This window comes from Pseudomonas sp. MWU12-2319 (assembly GCF_023242525.1).
Classification (GTDB): Bacteria; Pseudomonadota; Gammaproteobacteria; order Pseudomonadales; family Pseudomonadaceae; genus Aquipseudomonas; species Aquipseudomonas gingeri_D.
In genome coordinates, this window is sequence record NZ_JALJES010000004.1 from 236,709 (window position 1) to 257,652 (window position 20,944).

The window sequence follows — 20,944 nt, forward strand, 5'->3', positions numbered from 1 at the left end:
GGCGTGAAATTGACTATCGTTTTTTGTCGCTCAGGACAACGCTTCCAGCTCCGCCTGCATGCTTTCCAGCAGCTCCAGGGCTTCCATCCAGGCTTCTTCCAGCTGGGACTCGCGCACTTTCAACTTGGCCTGTTCGGCCAGCAGATCACGCAGCTCATCCTTGCGCGCCGCCTCGTAGACCGCGCTGTCACCCAGGCTCGCTTCGATCTTCGCCAGCTTCTCGTGCAGCTTGCCCAACTCGGCTTCGAGCTTGTCGGCTTCACGCTTGTGCGGCGCCAGTTGCTGACGCAACGCGGCGGCCTGCTGGCGCTGGGCTTTCTTGTCGGTCTTGTCGGCATTGACTGGCGTATTGCTCACCGGCGCATTGCGCTGGCGATACTCCACCAGCCAGCGGGCGTAGTCTTCCAGGTCGCCGTCGAACTCTTCGACCTTGCCGTCCGCCACCAGGTAGAAATTATCCGTGGTGCTCTTGAGCAGGTGACGGTCGTGGGAAACCACCAGCACCGCACCGCTGAACTCCTGCAAGGCCATGGTCAGCGCCAGGCGCATTTCCAGGTCGAGGTGGTTGGTCGGTTCGTCGAGCAGCAACAGGTTCGGCCGCTCCCAGGCGATCAAGGCCAACGCCAGGCGGGCCTTTTCGCCACCGGAGAAGTTCAGCACCGGCTCGTCGATGCGCGCGCCACGGAAGTCGAAACCGCCGAGGAAGTCGCGCAGGGTCTGCTCGCGCTCGGTCGGCGCCAGGCGTTGCAGATGCAGCAACGGGCTGGCCTTGGAGTCCAGCGAGTCGAGCTGGTGCTGGGCAAAGTAGCCGACCACGGTGTTTTCACCACGGGTCATGCGCCCCGCCAGCGGCGACAGCTCGCCGGCGAGGTTCTTGATCAGCGTCGACTTGCCCGCGCCGTTGGGGCCGAGCAGGCCGATCCGGGCGCCCGGGGTCAGTTGCAGCTTGACCTTCTCCAGGACGGTCTTGTCGCCATAACCCAGGCGTGCGTCGGACAGGTCGAGCAGCGGACTGGAAATCTTATGCGACTCGCGGAAGACAAAGTCGAACGGCGAATCGACGTGGGCCGCGGACAGCTCTTCCATCCGCTCCAGGGCCTTGATCCGGCTCTGGGCCTGGCGGGCCTTGGTGGCCTGGGCCTTGAAGCGGGCGATGTAGCTTTCCATGTGCGCACGCTGCGCCTGCTGCTTCTCGTAGGCCTGTTGCTGCTGGGCCAGACGCTCGGCACGGGCACGCTCGAACGCGGTGTAGCCACCCCGGTAGAGGGTGATCTTGCGCTGGTCGACATGGGCCACGTGATCGACCACTTCATCGAGGAAGTCACGGTCGTGGGAGATCAGCAGCAAGGTACCGGGGTAACTCTTGAGCCAGTCTTCCAGCCAGATGATCGCGTCGAGGTCCAGGTGGTTGGTCGGTTCGTCGAGCAGCAACAGGTCCGACGGGCACATCAGCGCCTGCGCCAGGTTCAGGCGCATCCGCCAGCCACCGGAGAATGCCGAGACCTGATGGTCCATCTGGTCGTTGGTAAAGCCCAGGCCGGCCAGCAGCTTGCGCGCGCGGGCATCGGCGGTGTAACCGTCGGCGCTGTCGAGCTCCGAGTGCAGACGGGCCTGGGCGCCGCCGTCATGAGCCGCCTCGGCCGCCGCCAGGTCGTGTTGCACCTGGCGCAGGCGCACGTCACCATCGAGCACGTAGTCGACCGCCAGGCGTTCGAGGGTGTCGACCTCCTGGCGCATGTGGGCGATACGCCAATCGGCCGGCAGGAAGCAATCACCCGAGTCCGGGTGCAGCTCGCCCCGCAGCAGGGCGAACAGGCTGGATTTGCCGGCGCCGTTGGCACCGATCAGGCCGGCTTTATGGCCGGCGTGCAGGGTCAGCTCGGCGTCTTCTAGCAGACGTTGCGGGCCACGCTGTAAAGTCAGGTTCTGAAGTCGAATCATAATGGCGGCGGAGTCTACCAGCTTCCCTCGCAACTGGCGCGGATCTCACCATGCATGCTGACCTGTGGACGTTTTCCCTGAACACTTACGCCAAGCCCGGCGTGGAACAAACCTGCCTGGCGCTCCAGGCCCAGGGGGCGAATGTCTGCCTGCTGCTCTGCGCGGCCTGGCTGGGCCGACGCGGAGTGCGCTGCGAGGCCGAACGCGCGGGGCAATTGCAGGCTCTCGCCGAGCCCTGGCACGACCAGGTGGTGCAGCCACTGCGGCAGTTGCGCACGCAATGGCGCACGGCGGCCTTGGAGGACGTCGAGTTGAAAGTGCTGAGGGATCAGGTCAAGGCGCTGGAACTGGCCGCCGAGCAGCAGCTATTGCAGCGACTGGAAGCGTTGGCACGGGATTGGCCCGAGGTCGGCGCGGAAGATCTGGACACGTGGCTGGAGGCGGTGACCGCCCAGGCCACAGGCCTGAATAGCGACGCGCTGCAGCAGCTGCGCGTCGCGGTGAACCAGGCTTAGGAAGCGCTGGTCGGGGTTACGGCAGCAGGCGCGGCTGGTGCTGGAGCAGCCGGTGCGGCTGCGGCGACGCTGGCGGGCGCGACCGATGCAGGTGCCGCCGGCTTGGCTGCTACGGCTGGCTTGGCGGCGGTGACAGCAGGCTTTGCGGCCGGTTTGGCAGCCACGGCTTTTGCAGCGGGCTTGGCAGCGGCTGGTTTAGCGGCAACAGCTTTTGCAGCAGGCTTGGCAGCGGCAGGTTTAGCGGCAACAGCTTTTGCAGCAGGCTTGGCAGCAGCTGGTTTAGCGGCAGCCACTTTTGCAGCAGGCTTGGCAGCGGCCGGTTTAGCGGCAGCAGCTTTTGCAGCTGGCTTGGCGGCAGCCGGTTTGGCAGCTACAGCTTTTGCAGCGGGCTTGGCAGCGGCTGGTTTGGCAGCAGCCACTTTTGCAGCAGGCTTGGCGGCGGCAGGTTTAGCGGCAGCAGCTTTTGCAGCTGGCTTGGCGGCGGCCGGTTTGGCAGCTACAGCTTTTGCAGCGGGCTTGGCAGCGGCTGGTTTAGCGGCAGCCACTTTTGCAGCGGGCTTGGCAGCAACTGGCTTAGCGGCAGCAGCTTTTGCAGCAGGCTTGGCAGCAGCCACTTTTGCAGCAGGCTTGGCGACAACCGGTTTGGCGGCAGCGGGTTTAGCCGCGGCAGGTTTGGCAGCACGAGTCGACAGTGCCTTGGTGACAGCCTCTTTCACACGGCCAACACCCTGGGCCAGTTTCAGGCTTTCCTGGGCATCGCGCTTGAGTTGCAGGATGTAGCCACGGGTGTCCGACTGGCTGGCTTTCAGCTTGTCCAGCAACTCTTCGAGCTCACCGACCGCGCTCTTGGCCTTGGCTTGTGCCTTGGCTTTTCCGGCAGTGGCCGAGTCCTGCAATTTGGTCCGCGCCTTGTGCAGTTTTTCCTGAGCTTTACCGCGTTGCTTTTCCAGTTTGGCGAGCAGTTTTTCAGCATCAGCCAAAGCCTGGGTGCAAGCAGTTTCCAGATGTTCGAGCAGGCTGCCCGACAACTGTTGGAGCAGATGCAACGGAGTATTTACGGGCTTCTTGGTGGCCGACATGGTGTACCTCCTGACTGATGTGAATGCGGCTCATACTAGCCCTCTGGGACTACCGCCGCTAGGGCATGTTGACAGTATCGAAGGGCCCGCGTTGCATGCCTTGAAAAATGCTTCTTCAACAACTCATCCAGAGCACTGGCATAATCCTCCGAACCTGAGGTCGGAGAGTGCTTATGCCGCGTTATTTTCTGCTGTCACTGTGTGTGTTCTGGTCGCTTGCGCACGCCGCGCCAGAGGTCGCGAACGACGACGCCCACGACCTGGCCTACAGCCTCGGCGCCAGCCTCGGCGAGCGTCTGCGCCAGGATGCTCCGGACCTGCAGATCAAGGCCCTGCTCGACGGTTTGAAGCAGGCCTACCAGGGCAAGCCGCTGGCCTTGAAGGACGAACGCATCCAGCAGATTCTCGCCGCGCATGATGCCCAGGTCGCTCAGGAAGCGGCCAAACCCCAGAGCGAAATCGCGCTGGAAGCCGAGCGAAAATTCCTCACTGAAGAAAAGGCCAAGCCCGGCGTCCACGAATTGGCCGACGGCATCCTGATGACGGAACTGACGCCTGGCAGCGGAGAAAAAGTCGCGGCCAACGGCAAGGTCCAGGTGCGCTATGTCGGACGCCTGCCCAACGGCACGGTATTCGATCAGAACCGACAGCCACAATGGTTCCGCCTGGACAGTGTGATCAATGGCTGGCGCAGCGCCCTGCCCCAGATGCCTGTCGGTGCGAAATGGCGCCTGGTACTGCCCTCGGCACAAGCGTATGGCGCCGACGGTGCCGGCGATCTGATCGCGCCGTACACACCGCTGGTGTTCGAAATCGAGCTGCTCGGCGTGGCCAGCTGACGCTGGCACCAGAACGAAAAACGGTGCGCCTGAGCGCACCGTTTTCATGTGTAGTCATTGGGATCAGGCCTGGGCTTCAGCCTTTTCCTTGTGCGCGGTATGCAACACTTCGATCAGGCAATCCTCCAGCTCGAAGCGCTCGTGCAGCAAGCCGCCCAGTTCCTGGAATTTATGCGCCACACACTCGCCTTCATCGCACAGATCGTTGAAGGCCAGCAGCTTCTCGGTAATCACATCGATACGCGGGTAGATCGTCTCCGCCAGCTCCAGGCCACGCTTGTCGCCAAAGGCCTTGGCCTCGCCGGTCAACTGCTCGTAGATCTCGAAGTGGCCGGCCGACACATAGTCAACCAGCAAACCGCAGAACTCCTGCAAGGGCTTGGGGTTCTGCGCCAGTGCACCCGGCTCGGCACCGAGGGCATCGTAGGCCCCCACGAGCTCGTGACGCTCCTTGAGCCAGCGATCGATCAGCAGATGCACTCCACCCCAGCGTTCCTGAGCATTCCGACAACTTTCGAGCATGGTGATCTCTTCCCTTCTGGGTCATGCCGACCGACGCCTCGGACACATCGAGGCTCCTGACTTGGCCAAACAGAACAAGCTGATTGCGATAACGCGATGCGGGCCAGATTATGCCCGCTCGACACCTGCTTCAAGGTACGCAGGAGAGAAAGTTCATACAAGTGTTTAATCCGAGGCACGACTGCCGGTTACTTTTACGCCCCGCCCGACACCGAATCCGGCCCCACCAGCTGATAGATCATCAGCAGGCTCATACCCACGAAAGCCAGCAGGCTCCACTCGGGAATGCTCAGGTCGAAGAGGGTCCACTGGATCTCCGCGCATTCGGCCGTGGCCCGGAACATCAACTTGAACGCCTGGAGGGTGGGTACCTGCTGGATCAGGCAATGCAGGTCAGGCTGGCAGATCATCAGCTGCTCGGCCGGCACCCGCTGCAACAGGACCTGCCGCGCCGCCGTGGCGGCACCGGCGAGGGCCAGCAACAGGTCGAGGCCGCCATAGACCCAGCGGCCGATACGACCCGGGCCGTGCAACACCGCCACCAGGCTGACCAGGCAGAACCCGGCGAGGAAAAAGCGCTGGACGATGCACAGCGAGCAAGGCTCCAGCCCGGTCACACGCTCCAGGTACAGCGACGCCCCCATGACCAGGGCACCTGTCAACAAGGCCAGGGAGAACAGAGAACGTGAGCGGGCCAAGAACATGGCTTATCCGTAACAGGAGAGACAGGCAGTTACGGTAGAGGAAAGCCCTTGGCCCTTTCAAGGCGAGCCAGAGCAGACAATTCCTTAAGCCTGTAAGGAATTACCGACGGACATCCTATGAAACCATTAATTCAGAAGTAGGAATCAGACTTCGTCACGGCAAGGGAAGCATCCTGACACGCAAAGACGGGATGCCTGAAGCCGCATCCCGTCTTCCAGGCCACCTCACACCGGTAGTGGCGAGGCCAGCAGACGCTTGTCCAACAGACCCAGGCCCTCCTGGAACAACTGGTTGCTGCGCTCGGTATCACCGAGTTGGGCCAGCAGTCGCGCCAGCTCCGCGCAGGCTTCAGGGTGGCGCTGCACCCGCAGACTGCTTTCCAGGTAGTCGCGGGCCTTGCCCCACAGACTGTTTTGCAGGCTCAGGCGTCCCAGCGTCAGCAACAGGCTGGCATCCTCGGGATGGTCTTTCAACCAGCCTTCGGCAGTCTGCAACTGTCGGGCCGGGTCACGTCCGCGCAACAAGCCGTACAGACGCGCCAGATGGCTGTCGTACTGGCGTTTGAGCGCCTCGCGCAGGGCTTCTTCAGCCTGGGTGTCGGCGCCGAGCTGGCGTAGTTGCTCGGCATAAGCCAGCACCAATGGCGGCTCCTGGCGCTGGGCCGAGCTCAATTGCTGCCAGGCCCGCTCCAGCGCCTGCAGGCCCGCTTCGCCGTCCTCGCGCTGGGCCGCCAGGCTCAGGTTCTCACCCCAGGCACGGCGTTCCAACTCGGCCAGTTCAGCCTTGGCCAGCACCTTGTCCTTGCGCAACTCCGGCAACAGACGGATCAACGCCGACCAGTCGCCACGTTGCTGATACAGGCGCTGCAACTGACGCAGGACCTGGATGCTATGGGGATGACGCTCGTGCATGGCCTGCAGGGTATTCAAAGCCCCCTCGCTGTCGCCACGGTCCACTTGCAACTGCGCGTGACTGAGGGCAATCGCCAACTCGGCCTGGGGCTGGCGGTCGAGGGCGCGCTCCAGCAGGCTGTCGCACTCCTCGTACTTGCCTTGTTCGTTGGCCGCCCGGGCCGCGCCGAGGTAGTACAGCAGCGGCTGGCGTTCGGCCTCGGCGGCCCGTTGCAAATGGCGTTGGGCACTGGCCCAGCGGCCCTCGGCCAGGTCCATCTGGCCTTGCTCGATGGCCACCTGGGTGCGCCGGCTGCGATTGCGCCGGGACCAGGGATTGGCCACGGAGCCCGAGGTGGTCACCAACCCCACCAGGAATTTCACCAGCCACAGCACCAGCCATGCCAGCAGCAGCACGGCCAGGAAGGCCCACAGGCTCGATTCGTAACGGAAGCTGTCATAGGCGATCAGGACGTAACCCGCGTGCCGCGAGATCGCATAGCCGAGGCCCGCCGCAATGGCGACGACCAGTACCAGGATCAGGAGGAAGCGCTTCATGGGCTGGTCCCCTCGACCGGGGTCACGCTCGGGCTGACCGGGGTCTCGATCTCGACATGTCGCCGCTCGAGATAGGCCTGCACCGCCGCCAGGGTTCCGGCCAGATCAGGCGTGACCACGGTCACCGGCTGTTTGCTCAGCTCGGCCAGGCGCTCGAGCATGACCTTGCTCTGTGGATTGTCCGGGTTGAAGCTACCGGTCAGCACGTCGCGGGCCTCGGTCAAGGCCTGGGTGTAGACCCCGGCCTGACCGTTCAAGGCGGCCCACTGGGCCTGTTCCAGGGCCAGGCCAAGGGCCAGACGGACCTGCGCCAGGCTCTGCCCGGCGAGCAACGGCCGGATGTTCTTGTTGGCATTGAAGTCGATGCGGATATAACGCGAGATCTCATCCCACCACAGGGCCCAACGGCTGGCGCCATCGCCGTCGGCGGTCAGGCCGAGCAGGGAGTCGCCGCGATCCTTGTACTCCGGCGCCAGCTCGTTGAGCTGGGGCAACTGGTCGCGCAGGGCGCCCAGTTGCAGGAACAGGCCGGTACGGTCCGGCTGCTCGGTGCTGCGCAGCGCGGCCAGGCTCCTGGCCACCTGCTCGCGGGCGGCAAAGGAACCCGGATCGTTCTGTTCACGCAGGATATCGTCGGCGCCCTGCACCAGGGCCAGGGCACTGGTGATGTCCTGCAACGCCGACAAGCGCAGGCTCGCCAGGCGCAGCAAATGCTCGGCCTCGGCCAGGCGCCAGTCCTTGCGGCTGGCACCCAGCACGCTTTCCAGCTTCTGGTTCAGACGCTGCTGATCGCCCTGCAACTGCGTCACCAGGCGACGACGCTCCTCCAGTTCACCGGCACCCGGCAACTGATCCAGGCGCGCGGCCAGTTGCTGTTCGGTCAGCTTGAGGCCCTGCGCCTGGCTGCCCAGGTCTTGCAGTTGTCCGCTCTGCTGCTGATGGTTGGCTTGCAGGTTGCGCACCTGCCAGACACCCCAGCCACCCGCCGCCGCGCCGGCGGCGCCGAGCAACAGGGCGAGGAGCGCCAGGCCATTGCCACGACGCGCCACGGGCGCCATCGGCGGTTGAACCGGGGTATCGACCACCGGCTGGGCTTCTTCTTTCGGCAAGGCTGTTTCGCTCACGTGTCCATCCTTTGCATTCTAGAGAGCGGGTACGGGATGTTCCCGCAACGCCGCTAGCAAAGCCGTGGCACTGGCACCACGACAATCCACCACATGTTGGGCCCCCGCGGCGCGGGCCATTTCGGCCACCCGCGGGCTTGGAACAAACAGCGGCAGGCGCGCCAGTTCCGGCCAGGCCGTCGCCGCCAACTGGAGCAGGTGTTCAAAACCCTGCCCACTGCTGACCACCAGGGCGTTCAGGCGTTCCGCCGCGACGCGCTGGGCCAGGAAGCCCTCGGCATACTCGGGCAACAGCCGACGGTACAACTCAAGGTAGTCGACACTAGCACCCTGGCCGCGCAAACGCTCGGCCAGCAGCTCGCGTCCGCCCTCTCCGCGCAGGATCAATACCCGCGGCTCGGGGCACGCCAGCGCCTGCTGCAACGCCGGCAACGCCAACAAGGCCTCACTGTCGTCGCCCTCGGCGGGATAATCAACCTCGAGGCCGTAATCGGCGAGGATCCCCGCAGTCGCGGCACCCACCGTGAACCATGGCAGGAACGGCGGCTGCGGCCAGTACTGGTCCACCAACTCAACAGCCAGGCGCGCCGCCGGCTTGCTGACCACGATCACCGCACTGTAGTGGGCCAGGTCGTAGATCATCGTCCGCCCGGCACCGTCGAGGGGCACGGGTTCGATCTCCAGCAGCGGCAGGCTGCTGCTGAATATCCCGGCCGCGGCCAGGGCGCTCGCCAGCTCCGCCGACTCTGACGCCGGCCGGGTCAACAACAGGCGCCAACCACTCACTCTTCGCCAGCCTCGCCATAGACGGCCTGGAGAATCGCGTCCGCGCCCTGGGCCAGCAGCGCTTGTGCGACCTGCACGCCGAGGGCCTGGGCATCAGCTTGCGGAGCCCGGGCATCGGCGCTGAGCAGCAGGCCGCCCTTGGGATCGCCGACCAGCCCACGCAGCCAGATCTGCTCGCCTTCGAGCACGGCGTAACAGGCAATCGGCACCTGGCAACCGCCGTTCAGATGTTTATTCAAGGCGCGCTCGGCGGTGACCCGCACGGCGGTGTCGGCATGGTGCAGGGGTGCCAGCAGGGCATGGATTTCCGTGTCGGCGCTGCGGCATTCGATACCCACCGCGCCCTGGCCACCGGCCGGCAAGCTGTCTTCGACACTGATGGCCGAGGTGATGCGATCTTCAAAACCGAGGCGTATCAGGCCGGCGGCGGCGAGGATGATCGCGTCGTACTCGCCGGCGTCCAGCTTGGCCAGGCGGGTGTTGACGTTGCCACGCAGGAAGCGGATCTGCAGGTCAGGCCGACGGGTCAGCAATTGTGCCTGGCGGCGCAGGCTCGAAGTGCCGACCACGCTGCCGGCCGGCAGATCCTCAAGACTGGCGAAGGTATTGGAAACGAAGGCATCGCGCGGGTCTTCGCGCTCGCAGATGCAGAACAGGCCGAGGCCTTCGGGGAAATCCATCGGCACGTCTTTCATCGAATGCACGGCGATATCGGCCTCGTGCTCGAGCAGCGCGGTTTCCAGTTCCTTGACGAACAAGCCCTTGCCGCCGATTTTCGACAGCGGCGAGTCCAGCAGCTTGTCGCCGCGACTGACCATGGGGACCAGGACCACCGACAAACCGGGATGAGCCTGCTCCAGGCGGGCCTTGACGTATTCGGCCTGCCACAGGGCCAGCGCACTTTTACGGGTAGCGATGCGGATTTCGCGAGAAGACATGGATCGATCCGTACTGAATAGATACGGCAGATAATAACAGCTCGGCCCGGCCCGCTTTGACTTGTATCAGCCAATAAGCGGCCTCCCTGGCCTGGAAATACCGGGTAGACGGTACCTTGCGCCACGCGCAAGGCACGGATTAAAGCTGTTGCATCATCTTGCGCACACCGGCGACATGGCGTCGGCTGACGATCAGCGCGTCACCGCCCAGGCCCTTGAGGAACAGCTGGAAGTGCCCCAACGGCGTACGTTGCAGGCGCTCGATGCGTTCGCGAGCCACCAGCGCGTTGCGGTGAATACGCACAAAACGGTCGCCGAACTCGTCTTCCAGGGCCTTCAACGGCTCATCCAGCAGCACTTCGCCACCCTCGTGGCGCAGGGTCACGTACTTGTGGTCGGCAATGAAGTAGATCACCTGGTCCAGGGGAATCAGCTCGATGCCCTTGCGGGTACGGGCGCTGATATGACTGCGCGGGCCGGCACCGGATTCAGCGGCGGGCCGTGTCAGGGCCGCCAGTTGTACGCGGTTGGGACGCTCGGCCTTCTTCAGCGCTTCGAGCAGGTGCTCGGCGCGCACCGGCTTGACCAGGTAACCCACGGCGCTGACCTGGAACGCTTCCAGGGCAAACTCGTCATGGGCGGTGCAGAACACCACGGCCGGTGGTGCCTCACGCTCGCACAACCGTGCCGCCACTTGCAGGCCGTCGAGGCCGGGCATGCGGATATCGAGCAGGACCACATCGGGCCTCAGGCTCTCGATCAGGGACAATGCCTCTTCGCCATTGGTGGCGCTGGGCTCCAGGACACTGTAACCCTCGAGTTCGCCGACCAAACGGCTCAGGCGCTCGCGGGCCAGGGGTTCGTCATCAACGATCAGGACATTCATATTGCACTGGATTCCTGCGTGAGTCTCGCACAAGGATAGCGTAGACAGGTGAAGTGACGACCGTCACGGCGATCCACGCTAAGACTAGCGCGAGGCCCGAAAAGTGCCGTAAGTCGGGCACCGATATTTGCCAGTGCCAATTGAGTACCGCCCGACACCTGCCGCGGTGCGGCATCGTCGTAGGGATTGCTGATACACAATATGAACTCTCCCTCTTTATAGTCGGCTTCGACCCTGACCACGCCGCCTTCGATGCGCGGTGCGATGCCGTAGATCAGAGCGTTTTCCAACAGTGGTTGCAAGGTTAATTGCGGGATCGGCAAATCCTCTGGAATTGTGCCCACCCTCCAGTCCAACTGTAGACGGTTGCCAAGACGATATTGCTCAATCGACAAATATCGTTGCGCTAATTCCAGCTCGTCACGCCAGGTCACCAGGTTGCCTGGCCTGGCCAGGCTGGCGCGGAACAGGTCGGACAGATCCAGCACGGCCTGCTCGGCCTGTCGCGGATCGCTCACCACCAGGCTGGCGATGCTGTTCAGGCTGTTGAACAGGAAGTGCGGGCGGATCCTCGACTGCAAGGCTTCGATGCGCGCCTGCAACTCCGCCTGCTGCTGGCGACGCCACTGACTCTGCAGATAAAAGTAGCGCAACATCAGGGCCGACATGATGAGGCTGATCAAACCATGGCGCAGATAGTGCCCAAGCGTACCTTCACCCGAGGGCGGGCCGGCCAGGGAAAAGTACTCGGTCAGGCCGGTACAGGCCAGGCTCAACCCGACCACCAGGGCACAGCACAGCACCCCGGCCAGCCCCGGGCGCAAGCGCGCCAACCAGGCCCGCGCACTGCACAACAACGCCGCCGACAACAGCACGATCCACTGCACATACAAGGAAGTCAGCGCCAGGCGCACCCAGTCGAAACCGACGGGCATCGGCTCGGCCAACACCAGCACCATGACCAGCAGCTCGGCCAGCACCACCAGCACCAGCAGCGCCTCGGGCAGGCAGAGTTCCGGAAGGAAGAATTCCTGGGTCGCGGGCGCGTCACGCCCTTCGTTCGATCGTGAAATAGGCATGGGCCCAGTCTCTGCGCCCGCGCCCGTGCCGACAAGCCGTTCGACAGATTCGGTCGAAATTTAATCCACCACGACCGCAAATCCACCCTGTGCACGCCGGCCGGCTGACGGGCCTCGGCGCAACCCTGTTATGATCGGTGACAACTTTTCCGGCAACCCACTTTCAGCAGATCACGAGCGAATCCATGAGCACCGACAAGACCAACCAGTCCTGGGGCGGCCGCTTCAGTGAACCCGTCGACGCCTTCGTCGCACGCTTCACCGCCTCCGTCACGTTCGACCAGCGCCTCTATCGCCACGACATCATGGGCTCCATCGCCCACGCCACGATGCTGGCCAAGGTCGGCGTGCTGACCGATGCCGAACGCGACAGCATCGCCGACGGCCTGAAAACCATCCAGGGTGAAATCGAGGCCGGCCAGTTCGACTGGCGCGTGGACCTGGAAGACGTGCACATGAATATCGAAGCGCGCCTGACCGACCGTATCGGTATCACCGGCAAGAAGCTGCACACCGGTCGCAGCCGCAACGACCAGGTGGCCACCGATATCCGCCTGTGGCTGCGGGACGAGATCGACCTGATCCTGGCTGAAATCACCCGCCTGCAAAAAGGCCTGCTGGAACAGGCCGAGCGCGAAGCCGGCAGCATCATGCCCGGCTTCACACACTTGCAGACCGCCCAGCCGGTGACCTTCGGGCACCATATGCTGGCCTGGTTCGAAATGCTCAGCCGCGACTACGAGCGCCTGGTCGACTGCCGCAAGCGCACCAACCGCATGCCCCTGGGCAGCGCGGCGCTGGCCGGCACCACCTACCCGATCGACCGTGAATACACCGCCCAACTGCTGGGCTTCGACGCGGTCGGCGGCAACTCCCTGGACAACGTTTCGGATCGTGACTTCGCCATCGAGTTCTGCTCGGCGGCCAGCATCGCGATGATGCACCTGTCGCGCTTCTCCGAAGAGCTGGTGTTGTGGACCAGCGCGCAGTTCCAGTTCATCGACCTGCCGGACCGCTTCTGCACCGGCAGCTCGATCATGCCCCAGAAGAAGAACCCCGACGTGCCGGAGCTGGTGCGCGGCAAGACCGGCCGGGTGTTCGGCGCGCTGATGGGCCTGCTGACCTTGATGAAGGGCCAGCCGCTGGCCTACAACAAGGACAACCAGGAAGACAAGGAACCGCTGTTCGACGCCGCCGACACCCTGCGCGATTCGTTGCGGGCGTTTGCCGACATGATCCCGGCGATCAAACCCAAGCACGCGGTGATGCGCGAAGCGGCGCTGCGGGGTTTCTCCACCGCGACCGACCTGGCGGATTACCTGGTGCGTCGTGGCCTGCCGTTCCGTGATTGCCACGAGATCGTCGGCCATGCGGTGAAGTACGGCGTGGAAACCGGCAAGGACCTGGCGGAAATGAGCCTGGAAGAACTGCGCACGTTCAGCGACCAGATCGATGACGACGTGTTTGCGGTATTGACCCTGGAAGGCTCGGTCAATGCCCGCAACCATATCGGCGGGACGGCACCGGCGCAGGTGAAGTTGGCCGTTGCACGTGGCCAGGCGTTGCTCGCCAGCCGCTGATCCCTGTGTTGTAGCCGGCTTGCTGGCGATGAACAATGACGCGGTGTGTCTGATAGACCGCGTCACTTGAATCGCCAGCAAGCCGGCTCCCACAGAACCGTGTTTCACCGCGAGATACCGTCGAGCCCCGCTCCTTGTAGGAGCCCGGCTTGCCGGCGATGGCGCCCTGATGAGCGCTACAAAACTATTTCTTGGCCGCAACCATCGCCAGGAACGCCGGCATCCCCGCTTCCTTGTCCGCCGCGATCCGCTGCACATTCGGCCACTGCTGCAAGCGTTCCAGTAACGCTTTGGCCTCAGGCATCTCGGCCAACAAATCAATCCCGAACAGCTTCTGGCCGACCGCGCAGGCCAGGTCGACGCTGTAGAGAAAGTAGATATCCGCCACGCTGAACTCGCTGCCCGCCACATAAGGGCCGAACGTGCCATGACGCTTGAGCGAGGCGAAGCCCAGCAGCAATTCGGCCCGGGTCTTCTCCTTGATCGCCTCCGGCACCGGCATCCCGAAGAAGGCCTCGGCGAACGACGCCCGCGCCGGCAACTCGATGTACAACTCGATTTCCTTGGCCAGCGCCAACACCCGGGCCCGCTGGAAAGGATCGGCCGGCAGCAGCTTCACCCCCGGCTGGGTGTCATCGATATACGGCAGGATCACCGCGGTTTCGTTGATAAAACCCTGCTCTACGCCCAGCACCGGGACCTTGCCACGGGGGCTTATCGCCAGGGCCTCCGGGGTCTGCCCGGCATAAAACGGCACTTCCTCGAAAGGCAGGCCCTTTTCCAGCAGCGCCAACTTGACCATGTTGTAGTAGTTGCTGACCGCGAATCCATAAAGTTTGAGCATCACAAAGCCTCCAGGCCGTGCAGGGGGTTGGCCCCGGCAGTTATAGAACCTCGAAGGCTCTCTCGCCAGCAGCATCACGCCCCTGAATGCAGTTAAACTGGCCGCCTTTCCTTGAGGAGTCCGCCATGAGCGAGCCAACCGATATCGACAACGACGACGAAGCGTTCGCCGAAAGCACCCTGGTCCAGGCCATCGAAAACCAGATCGAGACCGACAACCCGCCGGCGGCCAAGGCGATCTTCAACAAACTGACCCTGGTGGGTTACGAGCGCGAAGAGATCCTCAACCTGATGGCCCACGTGCTGGCCGTGGAGATCGATGCGATGTTGGATGAAGATCGCCCGTTCAATACAGAATGGTACGAGACCGCCTTGCGTGCCCTGCCGGAACTGCCTCCCGAGATTCAGTAACCCCACTGGATTTGCAGCGCCCCCTGTCTACACTGATATCGCCCCCTCACCACTCGGTCCCGGGGCGCTGTCCCCACCGTTCGACCGCATCCACATCGAAGACTGGACAGAGCGCTCAAGTACGATCACCTTAGGGGCGCTGTCGTCCAATAATTCCTAGAAAGTCTGGAGTCCTTATGTCGTATACCCCTGAGTTGGTTGCCGAACTGGAAATCCTTGCACTGTTCAATCTGGGCAATTCCCAGGAAGGCCTGAAAATTCATCAGACCGCCGCGCCAAAAGCCATCGCCGCCGCCCAACGCCTGTTCGAGAAAGAGCTGATCACCCAAGCCGACGGCGGTTACCTGACCAGCCTGGGCCGTGACGCAGCCGAGCATGCACAAGGCCTGCTGACCATCCTGGCCATCAAAGAAGCCGCCTGACCCTTCGCCGCGCCCACGGGATCGCCTTCTGCCGGATCTCGCGGGCGCCGACGACAAAACGCTGAAAAACCGACGTCCAGAAGAAATTCTGTTTAAGCGTCCTGCCACTTCGGCGCTAAACTGCCACCCTTGCGAACCCCTTCCTTTCGAGCCCCGCGAGCCGGTTTGAGTTAGACATGACGCGTACCCACGAAATTCGCCCGAACCTGGACGAGGGAATCGATCGCAAAGTCCTCAGCCAACTGCGTGCGCGCTTCCTGAAGCTCAACCAGGGGCGCATGAGTCGTGCCCTCGAAGGCCTGTCACCGCGCCAACAGGTGGTGCTCAACCTGCTGCCGCTGTTTTTCCACGTCAATCACCCGTTGCTGCCCGGTTATGTCTCCGGTAGCACACCAGCCGGACTGTCGGACTATGAGCCCGGCGAGCTGGCCCTGGCCGAAGCCCAGCGCCTGACCCGCTCGTTTTCCTACAAGACCCGCCACGGCAATCCACCGCGGCCGATCCACGGCCTGTTCCTGATGGGCAGCCTCGGCACCCTGGCCCAGGCCGAGCAGAGCGACATGGACATGTGGGTCTGCCACGCCAGCGATCTGAGCCAGGGCGAGTTGGCCGAACTGCGCAAGAAGTGCCAGTTGCTGGAGGAGTGGGCCGCCAGCCAGGGCGCCGAAGCGCATTTCTTCCTGATCGACCCGAGCCGCTTCGTGCGCGGCGAGCGCGATACGCAACTGAGTTCGGAAGACTGCGGCACCACCCAGCATTACCTGTTGCTGGACGAGTTCTACCGCACCGCCATCTGGCTCGCCGGGCGCACGCCGCTGTGGTGGCTGGTGCCGGTGTATGAGGAACAGCACTACGACCAGTACACCCACACCTTGTTGTCCAAGCGTTTTATCCGCGCCAACGAAACCCTCGACCTCGGCCATCTGGCGCGGATTCCGCCGGGGGAATTTATCGGTGCCGGGCTCTGGCAACTGTTCAAAGGCATCGAGTCGCCCTACAAATCGGTGCTCAAGCTGCTGCTGATCGAGGTCTACGCCAGCGAACATCCCCACGTCGAGTGCCTGAGCCTGCGCTTCAAGCAGGCGGTGTTCGCCAATCACCTGGACCTCGACGAGCTGGACCCCTATATCGTGGTCTACCGGCGCATCGAGGAGTACCTCAAGGCCCGCAATGAACCGGAGCGCCTGGAATTGGTGCGGCGCAGCCTGTACCTGAAGGTCAACCGCAAGCTTACCGGCCAGAGCACGCGCAACCAGAGCTGGCAGCGCCTGCTGCTGATGCGACTGGCCGCCGAGTGGGGCTGGGACCGCCGGCAACTGGCGCTGCTCGACAGCCGCAGCCAGTGGAAAGTCCGCCAGGTCAGCGCCGAACGCCGGGCCCTGGTCAACGAACTCAACTACAGCTACCGCTTCCTGACCCAGTTCGCCCGCACCGAGCAGGCGGTCAGCCTGATCAACAAGCGCGACCTGAATGTCCTCGGCCGCCGTCTGTACGCCGCGTTCGAGCGCAAGGCCGGCAAGATCGAGTTCATCAACCCCGGCATCGCCCCGGACCTGGCCGAAGACACCCTTACCCTGGTCCAGTCGCCCAACCGCAAGGAGCCGGGGCAAACCCACTGGGCCTTGTACAACGGCAGCCTGAACGCCCTCGAATGGGAAAACTTCGCCCCGATCAAGCGCAGCCGCGAACTGCTGGAACTGCTGGCCTGGAGTCATCGCAATGGTGTGATCGACCCCACCACACGCCTGTCGCTGCACCCCGGTAGCAGCGACCTGACCGAGTTCGAACTGTTCAACCTGCTCGGCAGCCTGCAACAGACCATCGCCCTGCCCCTGGGCAGCGTCAGCGAGGACCAGTTGCTGCGCCCGAGTATTGCGGCCGAAGTGCTGATCCTGGTGAATATCGGGGTCGACCCGCTCAAGCACCACCGCGACCTGAATATCCTGATGACCACCGAGCGCACCGACTCCCTGAGTTACGCCGGCGTCAGGGAAAACCTGGTGCTGACCCTCGACCAGGTCACGCTCAACAGCTGGAACGAAGTGCTGATCAACCGTTACGACGGTCCTCACGCGCTGCTCGACTGCCTGTGCAACTACCTCAACCACCTGCCGGTCGGGCGCCAGCTGCCGCGCTTGCGAGTGCGCTGCTTCTGCCACAACCGCGCGCAGTTCATCGCCCAACGGGTCGAGGAAGTGCTCAACACCGCCCAGGAACTGTTGCTCGGCAACCTCAATCATCGTTATCTGGTCCAGGTCCAGCAGCACTATCACGTCCTGGAGCTGGTGCAGGGCCGTGTCAAACATATCGCCCTGGACAGCCTGGCGGAGTTGCTCAGCTACCTGAACCAGGAACTGTCCGCCTACAGCCCGCTGTACGTGGACATCCGGGCGATGGAGGAGCACGACCTGGCGCTGGTGCTGCCCATGGGCCAGCCCGAATGCGTGCAGGTGTTCTACCGGATCAACGACACCTACGCCGAGCTGTACGTGCTGGATGAGTTCAATGCCCTCTGGCAACAGCGCCTGCCGTTCCATGACGAGCAAAGCCTGCTGGTGCCGCTGCAACGCTTCCTGCAGTCGATTCTCTACCGCCGCGAGGCGCTGATGCCCATGGAGACGACGGCGTCTTCGGCGGCGCTGGAAATCCTCTACTACCAGGTGCTGCCCTCGGGACCCGGGCGAGCGCGCCGGGTTGAACCCCGGCCGGCGCCGCAAACCCCGGTCAACAAGCCGTTCTATGACGTCCAGGCGATTGTCGGCAAAACCGGGACGGATACGGTCCAGGTCACCCTGTACTGCAATCAGCGGGAGTTTTCCGAACTGGAATACGGCGACCAGTTGTTTATCACGGTCGCCCGGGAAATCGTCGGGCAGCGCCGGGAAATCGAACGCTACCGCTGCTACATCACCGACCTGGACCTGAGTGCGCTGATCGGTGACGGACAGGGTTCGAGCAATCTCTACCTGCGCTACAAGGCCGAACTGGAAAGCGCGCTGAACCTGGCACTGGACCAGGTCTGAGGGCGCCAGGGTGGGCTCAGAGGTGGAAGTCGCCGGCGGCTTCCGGCTGATATTCCACTTCCAGCAGGTTCAGCTTCAGGGTCTTGCCGCCCGGAGCGGGCCAATCGATGTGCTGGCCGACCTGCAAACCGAGCAAAGCGCTGCCCACCGGCGCGAGAATGGAAATCCGCCCTTCATCGGCATTGGCGTCCTGCGGGTACACCAGGGTCAGGCGATAATCCTTGCCGCTGACCTCTTCACGGCAGTGCACCCGGGAATTCATGGTCACGACACCGGCCGGCACTTCTTCGTGGCCTACCACGCTGTCGGCACGGTCCAGTTCGGCTTGCAACGCGATGACACCGGGCAGCGTTTCGTCCAGGCTGTCGATCAGGCGCTCCAGACGTTGCACGTCAAGGCGGGTGAGGATGATGGAAGGTGCGGTGCTCATGATCCAGGCAGACTCCTTTTTTCTGCACGATAAAAGCAAAACCCCGCCACGAAAGGCGGGGTTTTCACAGGCCTCGTCGACACGAGGCGTACCCGGACACTACCACAGCGGCGTAAATACACAACCCGAGGCGGAAGGGGTTTGCCCCCGACAATCCGTCAGGCCTGCGCCTGGCGCTGCCGGGCCTGCTCGCAGATCTCCCGCCGGCGCGCATCATCCGCCGCGCGCCACTCGCGGATATCCTCGACGTGCCGAAAACAGCCGATACAAATTTTCTGCTCGTCCAGCCGACAAAGGCTCACACAAGGCGACGGCACGGCCGGGCTGACGTTGCTGTACAACGGCTTGGCGGGGCGTGCCGGAGCGGTTTGCTGCGTCACGATCAGATCTCTTCGAAGTCCAGGTCGACACCGGCCTGTTCCAGGGTAAAGCGCGCCAGGATCTCGTTGAGCTTCTCTTCGCTCTTCACACAGAACCAATAGCTGCCGTCTTCATCCTCGCTGCTGCTTTCCTTGTACTCGAAGTGATAACCACCGGTGGGCTTGGCCGTCGCCAGCCAGAGCTGACGCAGCGGCTCCTGGCGACTGAAGATCAGCTGGCTGCCGCCTTCGAACTTCGCGGTGAGCACACCGGCGGAGTTTTCCAGGTCCACATCCAGGCCACTCTCATCGAACACTTCTTCCAGGTTTTCCAGGGTGGAATCGACCAGATCGTGAAAACGGGCTTCAGTCAAACTCATTGCGCGAACCTCGAAAAATGCCTGTCCCTTCAAGCGCCGCAAGATACGAGCGCTCCCGGACGATTGCAAAGCATAACCACGTGAAGCCAAGAGTGACATCAATAATCCACAAACGGTGCCCGGGTGCCGCCGGACGGGCAGCGGCCCGCATAGGCAAGCCGCCGGGTGGCCGGTATACTCCGGCGCAATTAATGCTTTTTCAAAGGATTTCGCCATGAAGCGCCTGATCTCTTCCCTTGCTGCGCTCCTCGCGATCGCTTGCCTCGTCTCCGCCTGTGGTCAAAAAGGTCCGCTGTATCTGCCCGATGGCAGCCAGAACCCGGACGACCAGGCCAAGTCCTCGCAGGCCAAAGCGCACCAGCACGACACCTACTAAGGGATCACCATGGAAGCTTTTAACTACCGTGGCGGTGAGCTGTTCGCGGAAGGTGTAGCTTTGTCCGCCATTGCCGAGCGCTTTGGCACGCCGACCTACGTCTATTCCCGCGCCCACATCGAGGCGCAGTACAATGCCTATGCCAATGCCCTCGACGGCATGCCGCACCTGGTCTGCTTCGCGGTCAAGGCCAACTCCAACCTGGGCGTGCTGAACGTCCTGGCACGCCTCGGTGCCGGTTTCGACATCGTTTCCCGTGGTGAACTGGAGCGGGTCCTGGCCGCCGGCGGCAGCGCCGACAAGATCGTCTTCTCCGGCGTCGGCAAGACCCGTGAAGACATGCGCCGCGCCCTGGAAGTCGGTGTGCACTGCTTCAATATCGAGTCCACCGACGAGCTGGAACGCCTGCAAGTAGTGGCCGCCGAGCTGGGCGTGCGTGCGCCGATCTCGTTGCGGGTCAACCCGGATGTCGACGCCGGCACCCACCCGTACATCTCCACCGGCCTTAAAGAGAACAAATTCGGTATCGCCATTGCCGATGCCGAGGATGTCTACATCCGCGCCGCACAGCTGCCGAACCTGGAAGTGCTGGGCGTCGATTGCCATATCGGCTCGCAACTGACCACCCTCGAGCCCTTCCTCGACGCCCTCGACCGCCTGCTGGCGCTGATCGACCGCCTCGGCGAATGCGGCATCCACCTGCAGCACATCGACCTCGGTGGCGGCGTCGGCGTGCGTTATCGCGACGAAGAGCCGCCGCTGGTCGGCGACTACATCAAGGCCGTGCGCGAGCGTATCGCCGGTCGCGACCTGGGGCTGATGTTCGAGCCGGGCCGCTATATCGTCGCCAATGCCGGCGTGTTGCTGACCCAGGTCGAGTACCTCAAGCACACCGAACACAAGGATTTCGCCATCGTCGACGCGGCGATGAACGACCTGATCCGTCCGGCCCTGTACCAGGCCTGGATGGGCGTCAGCGCCGTACGTCCGCGCGAAGCCGCCGGGCGGGTCTACGATATCGTCGGGCCGATCTGCGAGACCGGCGACTTCCTGGCCAAGGAACGTCAGCTGGCCCTCGAGGAAGGTGACCTGCTGGCCGTGCACTCGGCCGGCGCCTACGGTTTCGTCATGAGCTCCAACTACAACACTCGCGGCCGCGCCGCCGAAGTGCTGGTGGATGGCGAGCAGATGTTCGAAGTGCGTCGTCGCGAGACGCTCGCCGAGTTGTATGCCGGCGAAAGCCTGCTGCCGGAGTAAG

General features: G+C 63.4%; 22 protein-coding genes. 8 read left to right on the top strand and 14 right to left on the bottom strand.

Going from position 1 to position 20,944, the window contains the following annotated elements:
* Positions 1-30 precede the first annotated feature (30 nt).
* Positions 31-1,941 carry an ATP-binding cassette domain-containing protein gene (locus tag M5C01_RS08670; protein WP_152736709.1) on the bottom strand — a complete coding sequence of 637 codons (1,911 nt, stop codon included), beginning with the start codon at positions 1,939-1,941 and terminating at the stop codon, positions 31-33.
* A 50-nt stretch (positions 1,942-1,991) separates the two neighbouring features.
* Between M5C01_RS08670 and M5C01_RS08675 the strand changes: the two genes are divergently transcribed.
* Positions 1,992-2,456, top strand: coding sequence for a TIGR02444 family protein (locus M5C01_RS08675; protein WP_152736708.1), 465 nt, complete (start codon positions 1,992-1,994; stop codon positions 2,454-2,456).
* Here M5C01_RS08675 and M5C01_RS08680 read toward each other — a convergent pair.
* Positions 2,453-3,535, bottom strand: coding sequence for an AlgP family protein (locus M5C01_RS08680; protein ID WP_152736707.1), 1,083 nt, complete (start codon positions 3,533-3,535; stop codon positions 2,453-2,455). The genes M5C01_RS08675 and M5C01_RS08680 overlap by 4 nt on opposite strands.
* A gap of 173 nt (positions 3,536-3,708) precedes the next feature.
* Between M5C01_RS08680 and M5C01_RS08685 the strand changes: the two genes are divergently transcribed.
* Positions 3,709-4,374 carry an FKBP-type peptidyl-prolyl cis-trans isomerase gene (locus M5C01_RS08685; protein WP_152736706.1) on the top strand — a complete coding sequence of 222 codons (666 nt, stop codon included), beginning with the start codon at positions 3,709-3,711 and terminating at the stop codon, positions 4,372-4,374.
* A gap of 63 nt (positions 4,375-4,437) precedes the next feature.
* Here the strand turns inward: M5C01_RS08685 and rsd are convergent, their stop codons facing one another.
* The 8 genes from rsd to M5C01_RS08725 all read right to left on the bottom strand — a co-directional run bounded on the left by rsd (position 4,438) and on the right by M5C01_RS08725 (position 11,862).
* Positions 4,438-4,896, bottom strand: a complete 459-nt coding sequence (gene rsd / locus M5C01_RS08690) for a sigma D regulator (RefSeq protein WP_103499007.1) — start codon at positions 4,894-4,896, stop codon at positions 4,438-4,440.
* Between the two features lie 194 nt (positions 4,897-5,090).
* Positions 5,091-5,600: a disulfide bond formation protein B gene (locus M5C01_RS08695; protein ID WP_103499008.1), complete on the bottom strand. Its 510-nt coding sequence runs from the start codon at positions 5,598-5,600 to the stop codon at positions 5,091-5,093.
* Positions 5,601-5,825: 225 nt separating this feature from the next.
* Entirely contained in the window at positions 5,826-7,049 is a 1,224-nt protein-coding gene (locus M5C01_RS08700; protein ID WP_152736705.1) for a heme biosynthesis HemY N-terminal domain-containing protein, read from the bottom strand.
* Positions 7,046-8,173 carry a uroporphyrinogen-III C-methyltransferase gene (locus M5C01_RS08705; protein ID WP_178129703.1) on the bottom strand — a complete coding sequence of 376 codons (1,128 nt, stop codon included), beginning with the start codon at positions 8,171-8,173 and terminating at the stop codon, positions 7,046-7,048. Before M5C01_RS08705 ends, M5C01_RS08700 begins: the two co-directional genes overlap by 4 nt.
* An 18-nt stretch (positions 8,174-8,191) precedes the next feature.
* A complete protein-coding gene (locus M5C01_RS08710; protein WP_178129702.1) occupies positions 8,192-8,959 on the bottom strand; it encodes a uroporphyrinogen-III synthase in 768 nt (255 codons plus the stop codon).
* Positions 8,956-9,897 (bottom strand): hydroxymethylbilane synthase, encoded by a 942-nt coding sequence (gene hemC, locus M5C01_RS08715; protein WP_103499010.1) that lies wholly within the window; start codon positions 9,895-9,897, stop codon positions 8,956-8,958. The genes M5C01_RS08710 and hemC overlap by 4 nt, the downstream gene beginning before the upstream one ends.
* 139 nt (positions 9,898-10,036) lie before the next feature.
* Entirely contained in the window at positions 10,037-10,783 is a 747-nt protein-coding gene (locus tag M5C01_RS08720) for a LytTR family DNA-binding domain-containing protein (protein ID WP_100942125.1), read from the bottom strand.
* Entirely contained in the window at positions 10,780-11,862 is a 1,083-nt protein-coding gene (locus tag M5C01_RS08725; protein ID WP_152736704.1) for a sensor histidine kinase, read from the bottom strand. The genes M5C01_RS08720 and M5C01_RS08725 overlap by 4 nt, the downstream gene beginning before the upstream one ends.
* A gap of 185 nt (positions 11,863-12,047) precedes the next feature.
* Between M5C01_RS08725 and argH the strand changes: the two genes are divergently transcribed.
* Positions 12,048-13,442 carry an argininosuccinate lyase gene (argH, locus tag M5C01_RS08730; RefSeq protein ID WP_103499013.1) on the top strand — a complete coding sequence of 465 codons (1,395 nt, stop codon included), beginning with the start codon at positions 12,048-12,050 and terminating at the stop codon, positions 13,440-13,442.
* A 184-nt stretch (positions 13,443-13,626) separates the two neighbouring features.
* On the opposite strand, the gene M5C01_RS08735 is transcribed toward argH, so the two are convergent.
* Positions 13,627-14,286, bottom strand: coding sequence for a glutathione S-transferase (locus M5C01_RS08735; RefSeq protein ID WP_152736703.1), 660 nt, complete (start codon positions 14,284-14,286; stop codon positions 13,627-13,629).
* A gap of 125 nt (positions 14,287-14,411) precedes the next feature.
* Between M5C01_RS08735 and M5C01_RS08740 the strand changes: the two genes are divergently transcribed.
* From M5C01_RS08740 to M5C01_RS08750, 3 genes are all read left to right on the top strand, one after another.
* On the top strand, positions 14,412-14,696 hold the full coding sequence (locus M5C01_RS08740; RefSeq protein WP_152736702.1) for a hypothetical protein: 285 nt from the start codon (positions 14,412-14,414) through the stop codon (positions 14,694-14,696).
* A 176-nt stretch (positions 14,697-14,872) separates the two neighbouring features.
* On the top strand, positions 14,873-15,118 hold the full coding sequence (locus M5C01_RS08745; RefSeq protein ID WP_100942130.1) for a TIGR02647 family protein: 246 nt from the start codon (positions 14,873-14,875) through the stop codon (positions 15,116-15,118).
* A 176-nt stretch (positions 15,119-15,294) separates the two neighbouring features.
* On the top strand, positions 15,295-18,141 hold the full coding sequence (locus tag M5C01_RS08750; protein WP_152736701.1) for a class I adenylate cyclase: 2,847 nt from the start codon (positions 15,295-15,297) through the stop codon (positions 18,139-18,141).
* Positions 18,142-18,157: 16 nt separating this feature from the next.
* On the opposite strand, the gene rnk is transcribed toward M5C01_RS08750, so the two are convergent.
* From rnk to cyaY, 3 genes are all read right to left on the bottom strand, one after another.
* On the bottom strand, positions 18,158-18,571 hold the full coding sequence (rnk, locus tag M5C01_RS08755) for a nucleoside diphosphate kinase regulator (protein ID WP_152736700.1): 414 nt from the start codon (positions 18,569-18,571) through the stop codon (positions 18,158-18,160).
* 158 nt (positions 18,572-18,729) lie between these two features.
* On the bottom strand, positions 18,730-18,954 hold the full coding sequence (locus M5C01_RS08760) for a DUF1289 domain-containing protein (RefSeq protein ID WP_177101007.1): 225 nt from the start codon (positions 18,952-18,954) through the stop codon (positions 18,730-18,732).
* The gene (gene cyaY, locus M5C01_RS08765) at positions 18,954-19,310 is read right to left on the bottom strand and encodes an iron donor protein CyaY (protein WP_103499017.1); all 357 of its coding nucleotides are present in this window, start codon (positions 19,308-19,310) and stop codon (positions 18,954-18,956) included. Before cyaY ends, M5C01_RS08760 begins: the two co-directional genes overlap by 1 nt.
* A gap of 214 nt (positions 19,311-19,524) precedes the next feature.
* Here cyaY and M5C01_RS08770 point away from each other — a divergent pair, with 214 nt between their 5' ends.
* Together M5C01_RS08770 and lysA are read left to right on the top strand one after the other, a co-directional pair.
* On the top strand, positions 19,525-19,686 hold the full coding sequence (locus tag M5C01_RS08770) for a lipoprotein (protein WP_103499018.1): 162 nt from the start codon (positions 19,525-19,527) through the stop codon (positions 19,684-19,686).
* A 9-nt stretch (positions 19,687-19,695) separates the two neighbouring features.
* Complete coding sequence (gene lysA / locus M5C01_RS08775) at positions 19,696-20,943, top strand: diaminopimelate decarboxylase (protein ID WP_152736699.1); 1,248 nt, start codon at positions 19,696-19,698, stop codon at positions 20,941-20,943.
* The last annotated feature ends 1 nt before the right edge of the window (position 20,944 follow it).

What these genes read in the sequence shown, in the direction of transcription:
- M5C01_RS08685 (WP_152736706.1), top strand. Translation starts at nt 3,709, where the DNA reads ATGCCGCGTTATTTTCTGCTGTCACTGTGTGTGTTCTGGTCGCTTGCG.
- M5C01_RS08750 (WP_152736701.1), top strand. Translation starts at nt 15,295, where the DNA reads ATGACGCGTACCCACGAAATTCGCCCGAACCTGGACGAGGGAATCGAT.
- M5C01_RS08700 (WP_152736705.1), bottom strand. Translation starts at nt 7,049, where the DNA reads ATGAAGCGCTTCCTCCTGATCCTGGTACTGGTCGTCGCCATTGCGGCG.
- M5C01_RS08770 (WP_103499018.1), top strand. Translation starts at nt 19,525, where the DNA reads ATGAAGCGCCTGATCTCTTCCCTTGCTGCGCTCCTCGCGATCGCTTGC.
- cyaY (WP_103499017.1), bottom strand. Translation starts at nt 19,310, where the DNA reads ATGAGTTTGACTGAAGCCCGTTTTCACGATCTGGTCGATTCCACCCTG.
- M5C01_RS08680 (WP_152736707.1), bottom strand. Translation starts at nt 3,535, where the DNA reads ATGTCGGCCACCAAGAAGCCCGTAAATACTCCGTTGCATCTGCTCCAA.
- lysA (WP_152736699.1), top strand. Translation starts at nt 19,696, where the DNA reads ATGGAAGCTTTTAACTACCGTGGCGGTGAGCTGTTCGCGGAAGGTGTA.
- M5C01_RS08695 (WP_103499008.1), bottom strand. Translation starts at nt 5,600, where the DNA reads ATGTTCTTGGCCCGCTCACGTTCTCTGTTCTCCCTGGCCTTGTTGACA.
- hemC (WP_103499010.1), bottom strand. Translation starts at nt 9,897, where the DNA reads ATGTCTTCTCGCGAAATCCGCATCGCTACCCGTAAAAGTGCGCTGGCC.
- M5C01_RS08720 (WP_100942125.1), bottom strand. Translation starts at nt 10,783, where the DNA reads ATGAATGTCCTGATCGTTGATGACGAACCCCTGGCCCGCGAGCGCCTG.
- rnk (WP_152736700.1), bottom strand. Translation starts at nt 18,571, where the DNA reads ATGAGCACCGCACCTTCCATCATCCTCACCCGCCTTGACGTGCAACGT.
- M5C01_RS08735 (WP_152736703.1), bottom strand. Translation starts at nt 14,286, where the DNA reads ATGCTCAAACTTTATGGATTCGCGGTCAGCAACTACTACAACATGGTC.
- M5C01_RS08740 (WP_152736702.1), top strand. Translation starts at nt 14,412, where the DNA reads ATGAGCGAGCCAACCGATATCGACAACGACGACGAAGCGTTCGCCGAA.
- M5C01_RS08745 (WP_100942130.1), top strand. Translation starts at nt 14,873, where the DNA reads ATGTCGTATACCCCTGAGTTGGTTGCCGAACTGGAAATCCTTGCACTG.
- M5C01_RS08670 (WP_152736709.1), bottom strand. Translation starts at nt 1,941, where the DNA reads ATGATTCGACTTCAGAACCTGACTTTACAGCGTGGCCCGCAACGTCTG.
- M5C01_RS08675 (WP_152736708.1), top strand. Translation starts at nt 1,992, where the DNA reads ATGCATGCTGACCTGTGGACGTTTTCCCTGAACACTTACGCCAAGCCC.
- rsd (WP_103499007.1), bottom strand. Translation starts at nt 4,896, where the DNA reads ATGCTCGAAAGTTGTCGGAATGCTCAGGAACGCTGGGGTGGAGTGCAT.
- M5C01_RS08725 (WP_152736704.1), bottom strand. Translation starts at nt 11,862, where the DNA reads ATGCCTATTTCACGATCGAACGAAGGGCGTGACGCGCCCGCGACCCAG.
- argH (WP_103499013.1), top strand. Translation starts at nt 12,048, where the DNA reads ATGAGCACCGACAAGACCAACCAGTCCTGGGGCGGCCGCTTCAGTGAA.